Genomic DNA, 15,160 nt, shown 5'->3' on the forward strand with positions numbered 1-15,160 from the left:
AAAATTATTGAATGGGGACAGGAAAAAATGTCTGATTTACTGGATATAAAATTGGTAATAGATAAGGACTGCCCAAAACTTAACGTACTCATTACAAATAATGAGCGCAATGATGACGTTGAGGGAGTCATAGCTGCTATCCAGGGATATGCCAACAAAAAGATTCCGATGGTACCGGCATATTTTAAGGAGAGTGTTGTTATGCTACCACAAAGGCAGATTGTAAGATTATACATTACCAACAGGAAGGTTATGGTTGAAACAGGGCATAGAGTCTATGAGGTAAAAAAGAATCTCAGGGAACTGGAAGAAATCCTGGATCCTGATCGTTTTGTGCGCATATCGCAGTCTGAGATCCTTAACCTTCACAAGGTAAAGAGCTTTGACTTTTCGGCAGTAGGGACTATAGGTGTCGAACTGGAAAACGGCGAGAGTACATGGGTTGCCAGAAGAAGAGTAAGAGATGTCAAGAGGATTCTTGCGAAAGGAGGTAACGATGGATATAAGAAATAAATTTATGTTCAGAGCGTTACTTGGCTTTACGCTGGGTATACTTGTAGGACTGACCACATATATACTCTTTACGCCTGCGGGAACTGTCATTGACAAACCATATATGGCACTTCATTTTATAGGCTCTGCTCTTATGGGACTTGTTGGATATGGTGGAGCAACCGTTTATGACGTTGAGGAGTGGTCTTTGGGAAGAGCTACTTTTTCACACTACATAGTGACCGTTATCACTATGCTTGTGATAAGTGAACTTCTTGGATGGTTTCCCCATGACATACTGTTTATAGTATTTGTCATGTTTACAGCCACCTATGCGCTTATATGGCTTACAGAGTACCTGATATGGAAAAAACAGATAAAAGATATGAACAGGGATCTGGAAACTATGCGTGGTAATGATCAAGAGTAAGAGGATTTGCTTTATGAAAGAAGGAGAACAGGGCTATGGCAGATAAAAAGAATGTTCAGCTGCTGGATGAGGAGATGTTTAATGCTACGGGGGGACGTAATTCCGGTAATCAGGAAACTAAGGGTTTTGATGCGGTAGGAACAGTGATCATGCATCTGCCAGGAAGGCAGTATCAGGTGCGCTTTGATGATGGGGCAGAACTAATAGCTACAAGCTATTCGGATGAAAGTGTTGCTGAAGGAACAAACGTTGGTCTATTTGCGATTGCCGGCGGTTGGACAATGCATGTCTTACAGTGATGGGAAAAACTATGAAAAAATTAAAGATCATGGTAACCGGAAAGAACAGAAGAATAGCCTCTGATATATGCAATCATCTTGCAGACGACAGGGACTATAACGTTATTAAGTGTGCAGCCACGAAAGATGCGCTTTTTCAGACTGTCCCAAATGAGATGCCAAGAGTTATCATCATATGCCTTGGGAATGAAACTAAGGAAACGGTCAAAAACTATAACATATTAAAGGAGTGTGCAAAGCTTGGTGCTCTGACATTGATTGTAGTATGTAACTCTGTGGATAAGAGCCTGTTTATAAAGTACACCACTCTTGAGAAAATATTTTTTATGTCAAGACCGGTCTCACTTTTTGTCCTGTATGACAAGCTGGATGAAGTCGAGAGCAAGTACGCATCCGGGGAAGATGATTATGCCCTTTTATCAGAGTATGTAAATCCGAATCCCGATGGTATCCGGAGAAAACATATACTGGCAGTTGATGACAGCGCAGAACAGCTAATGCAGATAAAAGAGCATCTGAAAGAGTTCTATGAAGTGACTTTGGTTGGAAATGGAAAAAATGCGCTTAAATTTCTGGAAAAACAAAAGGTTGATCTGATCCTTTTAGATTACATGATGCCAGAGATGGATGGACCTGATGTGTACAAGCTGATAAGGGAAGATGAGAAACTACAGGATATACCGGTGGTATTCCTTACAGGGGTAAAAGAGAAGGAGACGGTAGTTAAGACGCTGGTGGAACTTAAACCTCAGGGCTATGTAGTTAAGCCTGCAAAAAAATCAGAACTTGTAGCAAAGATCATCGATGTTCTCGGATAAGGAAGGATATTTATGGGATACGATTTTGAGTTTTTGGAAAAAGCGGGGATAGATACCGGACTTGGTATGGAATATACGGGAGGGCAGGAGAAGTATATCTCTGCCCTTTCACGCTATTACAGAAACTATGAGAAGAACCTGAAAAATGTCGAAGATTCATTGGGGAGTAATAATCTGGAAGATTACATGACCTATGTCCATGCCCTTAAGAGTAATTCAAAAATGGTTGGCAATGTAAAACTTGCGAAGGCTTTTGAAACTCTTGAATTGGCCGCCAGGGAGAAGCACATGGATACCATAAATAATAATCATGAAAAGACTCTTGATATGTACAAAGAGTTTGTTCTCCTTATAAAACCGATTGGCAAAGCAAATATGGCACCTCCTGCTGATGAGATAACAGGTGAAGAAGCAAGGAAAATCTCTAAGCAGCTCCTTGAAGCGCTGGATGATTTCGATGATGAGAAGTCATCGCAGCTTATTGGCAAGCTTTCCGGATATCCCTTCAGGATCACGCAGAAAGAGAAACTTAAAACAGCAGCTTCTTTAGTGTCAGATTTTGACTATGACAGCGCAGCCGAGATCATCAGAGAAATAAAAGAGACTATTGAGTGAGTACACCCTAAGAACAGTACTGCCCTACATTAGAGGTTTGCCTATGAAGTATATCAAGAATGCACTTTCAGTTATGCTCATTCTTGTATTTGGATACATAATCATCGGAGAGATAGTATTTCCACATAACACACCAAGAGATGGCTTTATTTGTTATCAGCTTCCCGGGGATAACTGGGTAGAGATCCGGGAAGACGGTAGCAGGGTATCCTATGCTGTCCCGGGGAAAGCTGATGGGGACATCACGCTGGAAACAACACTTCCATCTGAGATTGATAAGGATATCTCTTCTATGTGTCTTAGAGGAATGGACATGAAAGTCTACGTGGATGGAAATCTAAGGATAGAGCAGAAAACAAAAGATTATTTTCTGCTGGGAGACAGATCTGCTGAAGTATTTGTTATGGCTCCGCTTTATCCGGAGGACGCAGGGAAAACTCTGCGCGTGGAGTATGAATACAATTCCGGGGTTGTATATGAGGTTTACTACGGAACCAGGCTTGGGATATGGGCACATTTCTTTTCCCAGTATGGTGCAGAGCTCTTTGTGGGAATACTTATAATGTCTCTGGGAATAATCTGCCTGGTGGCATCTGTCGTCTATCAGATTATATATAAGAAATATCTTGAAATGCAGCACCTGTCCATAGGTGTTCTTCTTGGTGCGTGTTGGGTAATGTCAAATTCTATCTTCAGGCAGTTCTATACCCGTAACACATCAGTCATGTCTGACATTCCATTCCTTATGGTAATACTGCTACCGATTCCATTCCTTGTGTTCATTGATTCACTTCAAAAACAGCGTTATACGAAACTGCTGACTCTTGCAGGGATCATTGAGATAGTCGATTTTGTGGTGCTGATGATCTTCTTTATATTAGGAAAGATGCCGCTTGTCAGGAGCTTTATTATTGCTGCAAGCTGCGCTCTTATAAGCATTGTTGTTATTGGATATACCATTATAAAGGATTTTACGCAGGGACTTACAAAAGACTACAGTTATGTGGCTGTGGGATTTATGGTGCTTGCTATAGCTGCTGTGGGACAGATAATGATGTATCTTTTGGCACATAATGGAGTTTTTTCCGGACTTCTTATGGCAGTAGGTCTTTTGGGATTCCTCATATGCGCTACAGTTCATACCATCAAGCAGCTTATCGGGATCAGAATTGAGGCAAATGAAGCTTATAATGCCAACAAGGCCAAGGATCAGTTCCTTGCAAATATGTCCCATGAGATCCGTACTCCATTAAACGGAATCTTGGGAATGGATGAAATGATAATAAGGGACACCAGGGACAGGCAGATCAAAAAGTATGCCCTTGATATCAAAAGTGCAGGAAATACTCTTTTATCCCTCATAAATGACATACTTGACCTCAGTAAAATTGAGGCAGGAAGCTTTGAAATCATACCTGTGGAATATGGGGTTGCTTCGGTCATTAATGATGTGATCAACATGACCAGGCCTAAGGCACTTAGCAAGAACCTTGAATATAGATTTGATGTAGATTCTGATATTCCAAGTGAACTTTGCGGAGACGAGATAAGGATCCGGCAGGTCATGCTCAATATAATAAATAATGCTATTAAATACACTGAAAAAGGCTCTGTACATATGAAGGTCATGGCGGACAGAGCCGGTAGTGAAGGAACGGCTCTTTTGACAATTAAAGTGTCAGATACGGGAAGGGGAATAAAGCCTGAGGATATGGGAAAGCTCTTTTCCTCGTTCCAAAGACTTGATGAAAAGGAAAACCGGAATATCGAGGGAACGGGGCTGGGCCTTAATATAACCAAGCATCTGACAGAGCTTATGAACGGAAAGTTACTTGTGGACAGTAAGTATGGTCAGGGAAGCACTTTCACCATTATAATTCCTCAGAAAGTAGTAAATAACGAGCCTATAGGCGATTTCAGCGAAGCCGTGAAGAATTTTGTGGAAGAAATTGAAACTCCGGAGCCTACATTATACGCGCCAAAGGCCAGAATACTGGTGGTTGATGACAATGAGATGAATCTTGAGGTCATAGATGGACTTCTTCGAGACACGAAGATCAAGCTTGAGATGGTTACCAGTGGGCTTGAATGTATTGAAAAGGTTAAAGAAAGTTCTTTTGACCTGATACTTCTTGATCAGATGATGCCAGGAATGAACGGAGAGCAGACCCTTAAGATAATGATGGACGAAAATATCCTTAAAGATATTCCGGTTATCGCGCTGACTGCGGACGCCATCATGGGAGCAAGAGAGAGCTACATTGCAAAGGGCTTTACCGATTACTTAAGTAAACCTGTCAAATATGACAGACTTGAGGATACCATAAAAAAGTATATTCCACTGGATAAGCAGCAGGAGAGGCCAAGTGCGGAAAGAGAGCTTCCGACACTTCTCATCTGGGGAACAGATTCAGAGAGACTTAAGGAAGAAAAAGAGAGATTGTCAGATATTTACAAATGTACCTGCGCTTTAGGTGAAAAGGCTAGGGATAAGTATCTTGAAAAGCATGAAGTGGATGCAATTATGAAGGTTTGAGGTTGGGGGATAATCCTACTTTAAAACGACCGAATAAGCATGAAAAGTGACCGAATAGACGGGAATTATGGCAAGCTCTTTTAGCACGTGATAATGTCATCTCATCAGGAAACGGTAACAAATGAAACACGGATAAACACCAACAAAAGAGCGATCAATAAGGAGGAACTTACGATGTTAGATAACAGGTTCTGTGAAGGGAAGGATTACTTGATGAGAAAGACAACAGTTATCATGACAGCTTGCTTTGTTGCAAGCTCGGTGCTTTGTGCTTGCGGCAATGAAATGAATAAAGAAACATCTGACGCGGGAAATAATGCAGCTTTGGAAAGCATAAATAATGAGATCGTAGAAGATTTCAATACGGAGCAGGCAGCTACCGAAGATGAGAGTACAAAAGAATATGTAGATATTGCTATTGGCACCACTGGCTATATCATAGCAGTTCCCTCCGACTACTACGGTGCAGATGTTACTGAAGAGGAGAGAAGAGATGACATGATCGCATATTACAAGAGCGATGCGCATCTTATGGATTTCGATGTATACCAGTTTCCAAAGGAAGGACAGACTCTTAATGAATATACTGCGAAGGAAGCACATCAGTATGGAGCTGAGACCTTTGAGAGGGTCTTTCTGGGTGATGGAGATATAGATGCAACCCTGTACTACTCAGAGGAAGAGTATAGCGGTGTTAAGTACAAGGTTGCAAATTACATATTTGAAACTACTACAGAGTTTGGAGAGCTTGTGTTTTGGCTTGACGGCGATGACGCAGAGGAGCTTGCTGATGATATCATATCTACGCTTACATATACCGGTGAAAGCCATGATATGATAGGCAAAGTTCTGGACAAGCTTCCTGAAGATGAATATTACAACCACTATAACGTTAAGGGCGACAATGACGAAATTTATATCTGCAATTACAACGGTGAGGGTGAACTTGAGGAAGGCACGTGGGTTTACATGTATATGGTGGATGATGGAATGTACAACATAGAGGTTGCATATGATATCAAGGACGCTGCCTCTCAGACAGGGGAGGTTATCTATACTAATGAAAACGGAGTAGAGGTAAAAGACCTTGCGGTTGTGCTTATAAGCGATACCTATAATTTCCAGATCATATTTGCAAATCCCACATCATCAGATCAGGAATTTGACCTTACAAAGCTGAAGGTTGAAAACTATGATGGGACAGAAATAAATGTTTTCACTGTAAATGAGACGCCAAAGATCGTAGGCGCCGGGCTTGAGTACTCGCAGAACGCATATACTATATCTGCTCCGGGAAATCTTTCTCTAGGAGATGAAGTGTCTTTCTACTATGATGGCGCTTTTATATACAAGGCAGTTGTAACAGAATTTTAAACAAGCATGCAGGCTGCATTAAGGCAGCGGGAAAGGAGCAAAAAACATGGAAGAAAACAAGTACACACAGTTTATTGGAAAGTACCGTAACGAGGCAAACGAGCTCAAGAAAAAGATGAATGCCGCTGTATCAGATGAAGACATGGCGCAGGCAATTGGTGGAGTTGGTGGGGCAAATGAGGCTACATGCCCGGTTTGCGGAAAGCCTATGAATAAGGTTGAATCAGGCTATGGTGATCCATTCTGGAAATGCCCTTATGACGACACTATGCAGATCGTATCAGATGCAGAATACATCGAGATGATCAGGATGCTTGAACAGGCAGGTCAGACACAGGGAATTGTTTATCCTGTATGGTGGAGCCAGGTAAATAAAAAGAAGAAATAAAACTACATAATAGGACTATACCCTATGTACAATATTGACTTTGAACTGGCCGCAACAGGCTTTGTTGCAATACTACTTTTGTATCTTCACGTGGAATATCCCAAGGCGTCCGAGAGCAATATCCGCTACAGGCAGTGGGTGACCTGGATTCTTATAAGTGAGATCATGGATATTATCACAGGACGGATGATTGACTACGGTCAAATGATCCCTCCTGTGCTTAATATCCTTGTTAATACTGTCTATTTTTATACTACTGCGGGTTCATTCTGGGGATTCGCAAGGTATCTTAATTCCTTTGTAAAAACTAAAAAGAGCAGGATATATATGGCGTTTAATACGGCTGCGATTATAGTGTACATCTGCATTATGACGCTTAATGTATTTACCGGATGGGTGTTTACCTTTGACGGAAACGGGCAGTACATTCATGGGCCGGCGTATTTTTTGTCTTACGGGATTCAGATAATTGTGGGGACTACTTCATCGATACTATTGTGGACCTACAGAGACAGGCTTGAAAAAAGACAGAAGATGGCCATCTGGCTGTTCATGATTCTTATTGTCCTGGGATTCTTTCTTCAGGCTGTGTTCTTTCCTAAGGTTCTTTTAACTTGCTATATGGCTTCAATTGCAGCCATGACTATGCTGTTCATAATCGAGACGCCTGACTATTTGCAACTCACACAGACTATGGAGGAACTGGAGAGGCAAAGAAACATAGCTGATGTTGCAAATAATGCAAAGTCTGAATTCCTGGCAAAGATGTCCCATGAGATCAGAACTCCCTTAAACGGCATCCTTGGCATGGATGAGATGATAATACGGGATGCAAAGGATAGCAGGATAAAGAGATATGCTCTTGATATAAAAGGCGCGGGAAATACTCTTTTGTCCCTTATAAACGATATCCTTGATATGAGCAAGATTGATTCGGGAAATTTCGAAATCATTCCCATGGATTATGGCGTTGCATCAGTTCTCAATGATGTAAAAAACATCACTGAGCCCAGAGCTGAAAACAAGGGACTTGGGTTTTATATGAATATATCACCGGATATCCCCTCAAAGCTTAATGGAGATGAGATACGGATACGTCAGGTGATGCTGAATATCATAAACAATGCCATAAAATATACCAGTGAGGGCAGCGTGACAATCGATGTCGATGCAAAAGAAATACCGGATGACGGGAAAGTTCTTTTGCAGGTAAAAGTTTCTGACACTGGTATAGGCATAAAAGATGAGGACAGGGATAAGCTCTTTTCAAACTTCCAGAGACTGGATGAGGAGAAAAACAGGAATATAGAGGGAACAGGTCTGGGGCTGTCTATCACTGAAAAACTGGTGGAAATGATGGATGGCAGGATTGAAGTTGAAAGTAGTTACGGGCAGGGTTCTGTATTTACCGTATATATTCCGCAGGCAGTTGTAGACATTACGCCGATAGGTGAGTTTTCGAAAGCGGTTCTTTTGCAGACGGAAAGCACTAAAGCTGAAGATATGGAACTGTATGCGCCAGATGCAAGGCTCCTTGTAGTTGATGATAACGATATGAACCTTGAGGTTATGGAGGGACTCTTGCGGGATACCGAAATAAAGCTGGATCTTGTAACTTCAGGAAGAGAGTGTATTGAAATGGCAGGGAAGAAAAGTTATGACTGCATTCTTCTTGATCAGATGATGCCCGGCATGAACGGTGAAGAGACACTTAAAGAAATGGTAAAAGCAGATATCCTGAAGAGAACGCCCGTGATTGCGCTTACTGCGGATGCAATAGTTGGGGCAAAAGAAAGCTATATTTCCATGGGCTTTTCTGACTATATCAGTAAGCCTGTAAAGATTAAGGTATTGGAAGAGGTTCTGAGGAAATATATCCCGCAGGAAAAACAGATTTCTAAGGAAAACATCAGGGAAGAGTTGCCCGTTTTGCTTATATGGGGAGATGATTCTGAGGCGGTCAAGAGAGAAAAGGATAGGCTTGGAAGTATATATAAATGTGTTTGCGTAGTAGGAGAAAAGGCAAGGGATAAGTATCTTGAAAAACATAACACGGATGCTGTGATGAGGGTGTAATGTATGGACGCTGCAGGCGGAGACCGAATAGACATCAAAAACGACCGAATAGACAGGAATTATTGTTATGAAATTCCGCACATGATAAAGTCGTATCATCAAGAAGCGAAAAACAAAAGAAACACAGATAAACACTAACAAAAACAGATCAATCAAGGAGGAAATTACAATGGCAGATAACAAGAACATGGAACTTAATGACGAGATGATGGCAAAGGCAACTGGTGGAAACGGCGGAGAGATTGCTGGGCCAAAATATGAGATTGGTGATACTGTTCAGCTCAAGTTTGCAAATGATGAGGGCGTTGTTACAACAGTAACAGGTGTTGTTGATGACAGGCGTGCAAATCCGGGGGGATGGGAGTATCTTGTTCGATATGAGGTAAATGGAAATGTATATGAGCACTGGTATCCTGAAATTGCAATCTGAAAACATGGAGGGAAAACGCAATGGCAAGTTCAAAATTTCCAACTGTAGAAGAGCTTCTGGCAAAGAAGAATAAGAATTCAGCACTATCTGACGAAGAGATGGCATTGGCTTCGGGAGGAGCGCAGGACGGAGCACCTGTACCAAGGTTTAGTGTTGGACAGCATGTTATTGTAGATGACTGTCCAGAGTTCGATGAGATGATCATAATAAAGATTTTGTGGTGGACAGAAGAGGAAGGATGGGATTATGAAATAAAGGCCCATATGATCGATGTTGGCTGGTTGGAGTCCATAGGATGCGTTTCTGAGAGATACATTCATCCGGCATAAGATAGAAAAGACAAGAACATAGATAACCAGTGACAATTCGGGAGGTTGGTGCAATGAACGCTAAGAAACTTATTCCAATCATATGTATGGTATCGGTATTTGTAATGCTTGTATGGGGCTTTATCGGATCATTTGAATACAGCTGGCTGGCTGTAATGGCAGGAGGCATCATAGTAGCAGCAATATCAATACTGGATAAAAAGGACAGTAACAAATAACGTACCTCGGACAAAATGGAGAACGGAGGATTTTAAATGGCAGATAACAAGAACATGAAACTTAATGATGAGATGATGGAAAATGCAGCCGGTGGAAACGGCGGAGAGATTGCTGGGCCAAAATATGAGATTGGTGATACTGTTCAGCTCAAGTTTGCAAATGATGAGGGCGTTGTTACAACAGTAACAGGTGTTGTTGATGACAGGCGTGCAAATCCGGGGGGATGGGAATATCTTGTTCGATATGAAGTTAATGGAAAGGTATATGAGCACTGGTATCCTGAAATTGCTCTTTGATGTCATTCAACTGGCTTAATATTTGTAGGAGGGCCTGTCTTATGAACGATAACAAAAACATGGCACTTTCCGATGAACTGTTTGCAGATGTTTCTGGTGGTTTTGGTGTTGCAAGCAGTCAAAAAATCTATGATGCAGTAGGCATAGTTATCATGCTCCTTAAAGATGGAAGCTATATGGTCCGTTTCGATGACGGCGGGGAAGTTACTGCAAGTCCAAAGGATGGAAAATCTATAGCTGAAGGAGCAAAAGTAGGGCTGTTTGCCTTCGCTGGTGGTTGGATCATGGACCCTCTTGGCGATGAAAGATGATTTGGAGAGGAATGGACATGAATAGGAAAGATTTTTCACTATTGAACTGCACTATGAGTGGAATGCTGGCATTTGTACTGTCAGTGCCAGTTCACGAGTTTATTCATTTTCTGACAGATATTATCTATGACCATGAAGTGATCTGGTTTTCAGCGGTGGCGGTTTTAAGTTCGGATGATTATGACTTTATGGCATTATCTCCTTTTCACAGGGCCATGGCAGCTGGAGGAAGTGCATCTGTAATCAATGCGCTGGTCGCTATTCTATTATTCTTTGTGATCATAAAAATTCAGATGGGACCAGGACTTAGAGTTTTTCTCATTCAGTATTATGCCATGCAGATGTGCCTTGGCTTTGGATATTTCATGGTAAATGGGCTGTTTGGTGCTTTCGGGGATTGGGGCAATGTTTTTGAACTATTCCCGGACAGCACTGTGGTGATAATGAGAATTGTACTGGGAATTTTAGGAAGCACCGGTATAGTATTTACCATGTTTGCTCTTAACTACATGTCATACTACTTCGTAAAGCATGTTGATGACAGGAAGGAGCGTTTCCATGTTGCTCTTGGACTTCACTTGCTGCCATTTATTGCTTCATCAGTCTTTGCTGTTATTGTAGATATGAATTCAATACTCATGAGAGAGGGATATTTTGATGCGAATCCTTTCTTCTCTATTGCGGTCAGATTCATGTTTATACCGCTGTTTTGGGGATTTATGTTTACATGGGTAATGGTAAAACACCCGAAAGAGAGCCGGTTCAGGTATAAGCTCCCATCAGAACCAAGGTATGTTCTATGGGGAGTAACAATAATCCTGCTCCTCGTAGATCTTTTTGTTTTGGCACCGGGAATCAGAATAAGCTAGATGATTATAGTGTGGCGTGATCTCAAATATTACTTGCGGAGAGAATTATCCTGGTCGCTATATATCAGAAAAAACATGGAACTAAATCTAACGAATGAGTGGTGAAAAATGAAACTGTTTTTTGACGCAGATAAATACCTGTTGAGGGTGGAAAGCCCAAGAATCAACAAAGAACTTGACAGGAAACAGCAGATTTTAGCATATGTAGACAGATACTTTGTGATGTTCAGACATGAATATTTTGACGAAGTCTATGATGCATGCGTGAAATATATTGATGAAATGTTTGAGGACGACAGTGATAATGACCCTCAGATATCAGCGGAGGTTCAGGCTGTAACCATCATAATAAAAGGACTTCGAGACTATGCAAAAAATGGCCTAAAGAATCAGTCAAAGTATCTTAAGGTTCTTGTGGCAGGAGACGTGTTCAAGTTTTATAGTGGCATGATCTCCAAATCCCTGGATCTTGGAGTTATTGACAAAAAGCAGGCAAGAAGACGGATAGAGGTGTTCTATAAAGAGTGTGAACTTGAATAGATGATCAAACAGACAGAGTATACTCCGGCATGTTGATGGAACCAATAAAAGGAGGGCGCAGGATGACGGATGAGAGGAACATAAAACTTAATGACGAAATCATGGCAAGTGTAGCTGGTGGAGACGACGAGGAAAAAGGCCGCACAAGACATGCCATAGTACGAGGCATTCATGAACATCCATACTACAAAGATATGATTGAAGTTACTTTGGATGGCGGTCAGGATGTCATAGCTCATTATGACGCAATTAATGTCATAAATCCCGGTACAGAAGTAATAGTAGAGCTTGTAGGTCAGGGAAGATGGAAGATAATAGAGATCTTGTAATGACTAACAAATCGGAGGTAATAACAATGGCAGATAACAAAAACATGATACTCAAAGACGAAACTATGGCTAAGGCTGCAGGCGGAGCAGGAAGGTCTGATGATTATGATATGTACGGCTTTGTAGTAGATAAGCTTTCTACAGAGCAGTATGCTAACCACTACAGGGTTAAGGGTGATAATGATGAAATCTTTATCTGCTGGTATGCTGGAGACGATACCCTCGGTGCAGGCATTGAGGTTGGAATGACGTATATTTCACAGGATAATGGCTGGAAGATTGAACCAATAATGCACATATAAAACGCTCTGGGCCATGGTGATAATCCATGGTCTATTTTTTGTGACCCCACATTTTGTATGATAGGCAGCGGAAAATAATATATAATCAGAAATTGATAGTAATGAATCATGGAAAGGTTAACTAAGGTAGATCTTTTGAGGATATGTGATTTCGGCTCTGTAATGCAGACAATAAAAGAGTATATCAGTGATTCGAGGGAACTTAGCCAGACGGATATTCTTTATGAAGTGTTTGCAACTTTTATGAGTGATAAAGAGAACGCTGACTACGATTTTGATATAGCTCTTGTATGTAGATGGTTTAATGGTCAGAAGGCTATTACGCCAAAGATATCCAGGTATTATCAGGAACATCAGATGGAAGATATTCTTATACATGATATCAGGGAAAATGTTGTTTCGTTGTTTTATGATGCCCCTATGTGCGCTGAGAAGATATATGATCTTCTTATGCTTGATGATACGATCTCAGGAACTATGAAGGCACACATTGCAGAACAATCTCCATGCGCTGATCCTGAAGGAATAGCGAGACTCATAGGCAGGACTCTTTACTTCACGCTTCAGCGGAATTTTATAAAGCACACGGATGATACCATGCTTTCCATTGCAGATGGAAAGCTTTCTCCTGCTGTTTCAAAATATATAATAGGCAGCAATCCGCCTTTACCATGTAAATACTTTGTTGGTAGGCAATCTGAGATTAAAAATATCAGAGAAGTCCTGACCGGTTCCGGGAAGGTTTTTCTGCATGGAATAGCAGGTATGGGCAAGAGCGAGACAGCGAAGGCTTATGCCAAGACCTACAGAAAAGAATACACAAATCAGATCTATATTTTCTATTCGGGAAGTCTCCAAAAAGACATTGCATCGTTGGAATTTGTTAATGATCCTTTTGGTGCAACAGTAGATGAGCTGTTCAGGCAGCATAATAGGTTTCTCAGAACTCTTAAGGAAGATACCCTGCTTATCATTGACAACTTTAATATTGAATCCGATCCCGATCCCATCCTGTCAGTTGTTCTGAAATATTCATGCCACGTTCTTTTTACAACAAGAAATCTTATAAGTGGCGGAGAATGCATCTATCTGGATGATCTGGATATTGATGATCAGAAAGCACTTATGCAGAACCTTTATAAAGACTCTGCTGATCATGCGCATGCGATCTCAAATATTATCTTTAACGTACAAAATCATACCTTTGCAATAGAACTGGCTGCGCGAATGCTGCAGAAAGGAATAATGACGCCTGAAGAACTGAGTGAAAGGCTGTTCATTGCACCGGTGGATATGTCATCCTCTGATAAGATAAAGGTGTCAAAGGATGGTGAGACCGAAAAAGCCACTTATGCAGAGCATATCAGGACTCTTTTCGGTTTATATAAGCTGTCACCGGAATATTTCGATATTCTGAAATGTATGACGCTCATGCCTGAGGACGGGGCATCCAAGAAATATTTTGCAAGATGGATGGGACTTACCAATCTTAATCCAGTGACCGAGCTTATAGAAATGGGGCTGATACATGAAGGTGAAGGTCACCGGATAAGTATCCATGGGATCATACAGAAACTTATTATAGCTGAGCTTAAACCAAGCATAAGCAGCTGTAGGATTTTTTTGGAAAATATCCAGTATGACTGCACTCTTCATGGAAATGATGAACCTGCATATTATAATGCTATTCCTGATGTGATTGATAAGGCAATACTGAGCCTTGTTTATGACGAGCCCCTCATTTTACTCAGGGTCGTGGAAGATGCATATGCATATTTTGACAGACCGATTTCTACTGCTGACTTGTTATTCTGGATTTCTTTTATGAAAAGCATGATAGAAAAGGAAGGTATCGGAGATGTCCGGGATAGAATCCTTCTGCTTGATTATAAAGCATCCCAAGCAAAGGATGATGATGATAATGAGGAAGCCTTTAAATTTGAGAAAGAGGCAGCTTCACTTATAACAGAAGTTACCGCAGACAATGCGCTGCTATATTCAAATATCCATGCCAATCTTGGAACACTATATTTTATGAGGGACGAACTTGATAATGCACGTCCTCATATTGAAGAAGGTATCAGGATATTACAGGAGTTTGATCTTCTGTATATGCATGATGCAATACCACAGACCTGTCTGTTTGCCCAGCTGCAGGCGGCATATGGCTATGTAGATGCGGCACTTAGCATCTTGAAAAAGGCAGGGAAAGTCGTGGCTAGAGAAATTTCCATATACTCAACTGACTATGCAAACATAGAAGAGACAATTGGAAGCATCCTTGCATCTGCCGGGAAAACAAGGGATGCAATAGACCACTTTAGAGAAGTTCTAAAGGCGTATGCTGAAATATACGAATATGATCCTGAATTCCTGTGCAGGATATGCGAAAGACTATGCACTTACTTTCCGAAGCCGGATGATGCAAGATTTCCATTATTGGATAATGCAAGAAGCCTTTGTGATAAAAAGCTGGGATAAATTTGTTTTCAGAAAAAATGCCAAAA

19 protein-coding genes are annotated in these 15,160 nt (G+C 41.2%); all 19 read left to right on the top strand.

The features are described 5' to 3' along the window. Positions 1 to 27: 27 nt before the first annotated feature. The 19 genes from BLR42_RS10485 to BLR42_RS10570 all read left to right on the top strand — a co-directional run bounded on the left by BLR42_RS10485 (position 28) and on the right by BLR42_RS10570 (position 15,134). Positions 28 to 513, top strand: a complete 486-nt coding sequence (locus tag BLR42_RS10485) for a LytTR family DNA-binding domain-containing protein (RefSeq protein ID WP_091868855.1) — start codon at positions 28 to 30, stop codon at positions 511 to 513. Beyond that, positions 497 to 922 carry a DUF3021 domain-containing protein gene (locus BLR42_RS10490; protein WP_170832727.1) on the top strand — a complete coding sequence of 142 codons (426 nt, stop codon included), beginning with the start codon at positions 497 to 499 and terminating at the stop codon, positions 920 to 922. Before BLR42_RS10485 ends, BLR42_RS10490 begins: the two co-directional genes overlap by 17 nt. A gap of 35 nt (positions 923 to 957) precedes the next feature. Then, complete coding sequence (locus BLR42_RS10495) at positions 958 to 1,221, top strand: hypothetical protein (protein WP_091868860.1); 264 nt, start codon at positions 958 to 960, stop codon at positions 1,219 to 1,221. An 11-nt stretch (positions 1,222 to 1,232) separates the two neighbouring features. Beyond that, positions 1,233 to 2,039 (top strand): response regulator, encoded by an 807-nt coding sequence (locus tag BLR42_RS10500; protein WP_170832728.1) that lies wholly within the window; start codon positions 1,233 to 1,235, stop codon positions 2,037 to 2,039. Between the two features lie 12 nt (positions 2,040 to 2,051). Continuing rightward, positions 2,052 to 2,654, top strand: coding sequence for a hypothetical protein (locus BLR42_RS10505; RefSeq protein WP_091868864.1), 603 nt, complete (start codon positions 2,052 to 2,054; stop codon positions 2,652 to 2,654). 43 nt (positions 2,655 to 2,697) lie between these two features. Continuing rightward, positions 2,698 to 5,190: an ATP-binding protein gene (locus tag BLR42_RS10510; RefSeq protein ID WP_091868866.1), complete on the top strand. Its 2,493-nt coding sequence runs from the start codon at positions 2,698 to 2,700 to the stop codon at positions 5,188 to 5,190. Between the two features lie 174 nt (positions 5,191 to 5,364). Then, a complete protein-coding gene (locus tag BLR42_RS10515) occupies positions 5,365 to 6,564 on the top strand; it encodes a hypothetical protein (protein WP_091868867.1) in 1,200 nt (399 codons plus the stop codon). A 46-nt stretch (positions 6,565 to 6,610) separates the two neighbouring features. Beyond that, positions 6,611 to 6,952, top strand: a complete 342-nt coding sequence (locus BLR42_RS10520) for a hypothetical protein (RefSeq protein WP_091868869.1) — start codon at positions 6,611 to 6,613, stop codon at positions 6,950 to 6,952. 24 nt (positions 6,953 to 6,976) lie between these two features. Continuing rightward, entirely contained in the window at positions 6,977 to 9,028 is a 2,052-nt protein-coding gene (locus tag BLR42_RS10525; RefSeq protein ID WP_091868871.1) for an ATP-binding protein, read from the top strand. A 169-nt stretch (positions 9,029 to 9,197) separates the two neighbouring features. Beyond that, positions 9,198 to 9,458 carry a hypothetical protein gene (locus BLR42_RS10530; protein WP_091868873.1) on the top strand — a complete coding sequence of 87 codons (261 nt, stop codon included), beginning with the start codon at positions 9,198 to 9,200 and terminating at the stop codon, positions 9,456 to 9,458. A gap of 20 nt (positions 9,459 to 9,478) precedes the next feature. Beyond that, entirely contained in the window at positions 9,479 to 9,787 is a 309-nt protein-coding gene (locus tag BLR42_RS10535) for a hypothetical protein (RefSeq protein WP_091868875.1), read from the top strand. 53 nt (positions 9,788 to 9,840) lie between these two features. Further along, positions 9,841 to 10,005 (top strand): hypothetical protein, encoded by a 165-nt coding sequence (locus BLR42_RS22705; RefSeq protein ID WP_170832729.1) that lies wholly within the window; start codon positions 9,841 to 9,843, stop codon positions 10,003 to 10,005. Between the two features lie 36 nt (positions 10,006 to 10,041). After that, complete coding sequence (locus tag BLR42_RS10540; RefSeq protein ID WP_091868877.1) at positions 10,042 to 10,302, top strand: hypothetical protein; 261 nt, start codon at positions 10,042 to 10,044, stop codon at positions 10,300 to 10,302. A 41-nt stretch (positions 10,303 to 10,343) separates the two neighbouring features. Then, positions 10,344 to 10,613, top strand: a complete 270-nt coding sequence (locus BLR42_RS10545; RefSeq protein WP_091868879.1) for a hypothetical protein — start codon at positions 10,344 to 10,346, stop codon at positions 10,611 to 10,613. Positions 10,614 to 10,630: 17 nt separating this feature from the next. After that, positions 10,631 to 11,482 carry a hypothetical protein gene (locus tag BLR42_RS10550; RefSeq protein WP_091868881.1) on the top strand — a complete coding sequence of 284 codons (852 nt, stop codon included), beginning with the start codon at positions 10,631 to 10,633 and terminating at the stop codon, positions 11,480 to 11,482. 108 nt (positions 11,483 to 11,590) lie between these two features. Further along, complete coding sequence (locus tag BLR42_RS10555; protein WP_091868883.1) at positions 11,591 to 12,022, top strand: hypothetical protein; 432 nt, start codon at positions 11,591 to 11,593, stop codon at positions 12,020 to 12,022. A 62-nt stretch (positions 12,023 to 12,084) separates the two neighbouring features. Beyond that, complete coding sequence (locus BLR42_RS10560) at positions 12,085 to 12,351, top strand: hypothetical protein (RefSeq protein WP_091868885.1); 267 nt, start codon at positions 12,085 to 12,087, stop codon at positions 12,349 to 12,351. A gap of 26 nt (positions 12,352 to 12,377) precedes the next feature. Further along, positions 12,378 to 12,653, top strand: coding sequence for a hypothetical protein (locus BLR42_RS10565; RefSeq protein WP_091868887.1), 276 nt, complete (start codon positions 12,378 to 12,380; stop codon positions 12,651 to 12,653). 108 nt (positions 12,654 to 12,761) lie between these two features. Beyond that, positions 12,762 to 15,134 (top strand): tetratricopeptide repeat protein, encoded by a 2,373-nt coding sequence (locus BLR42_RS10570; protein ID WP_091868889.1) that lies wholly within the window; start codon positions 12,762 to 12,764, stop codon positions 15,132 to 15,134. Positions 15,135 to 15,160: the final 26 nt, after the last annotated feature.

It is taken from the genome of Butyrivibrio sp. INlla16 (assembly GCF_900104155.1).
Lineage (GTDB): Bacteria > Bacillota > Clostridia > Lachnospirales > Lachnospiraceae > Butyrivibrio.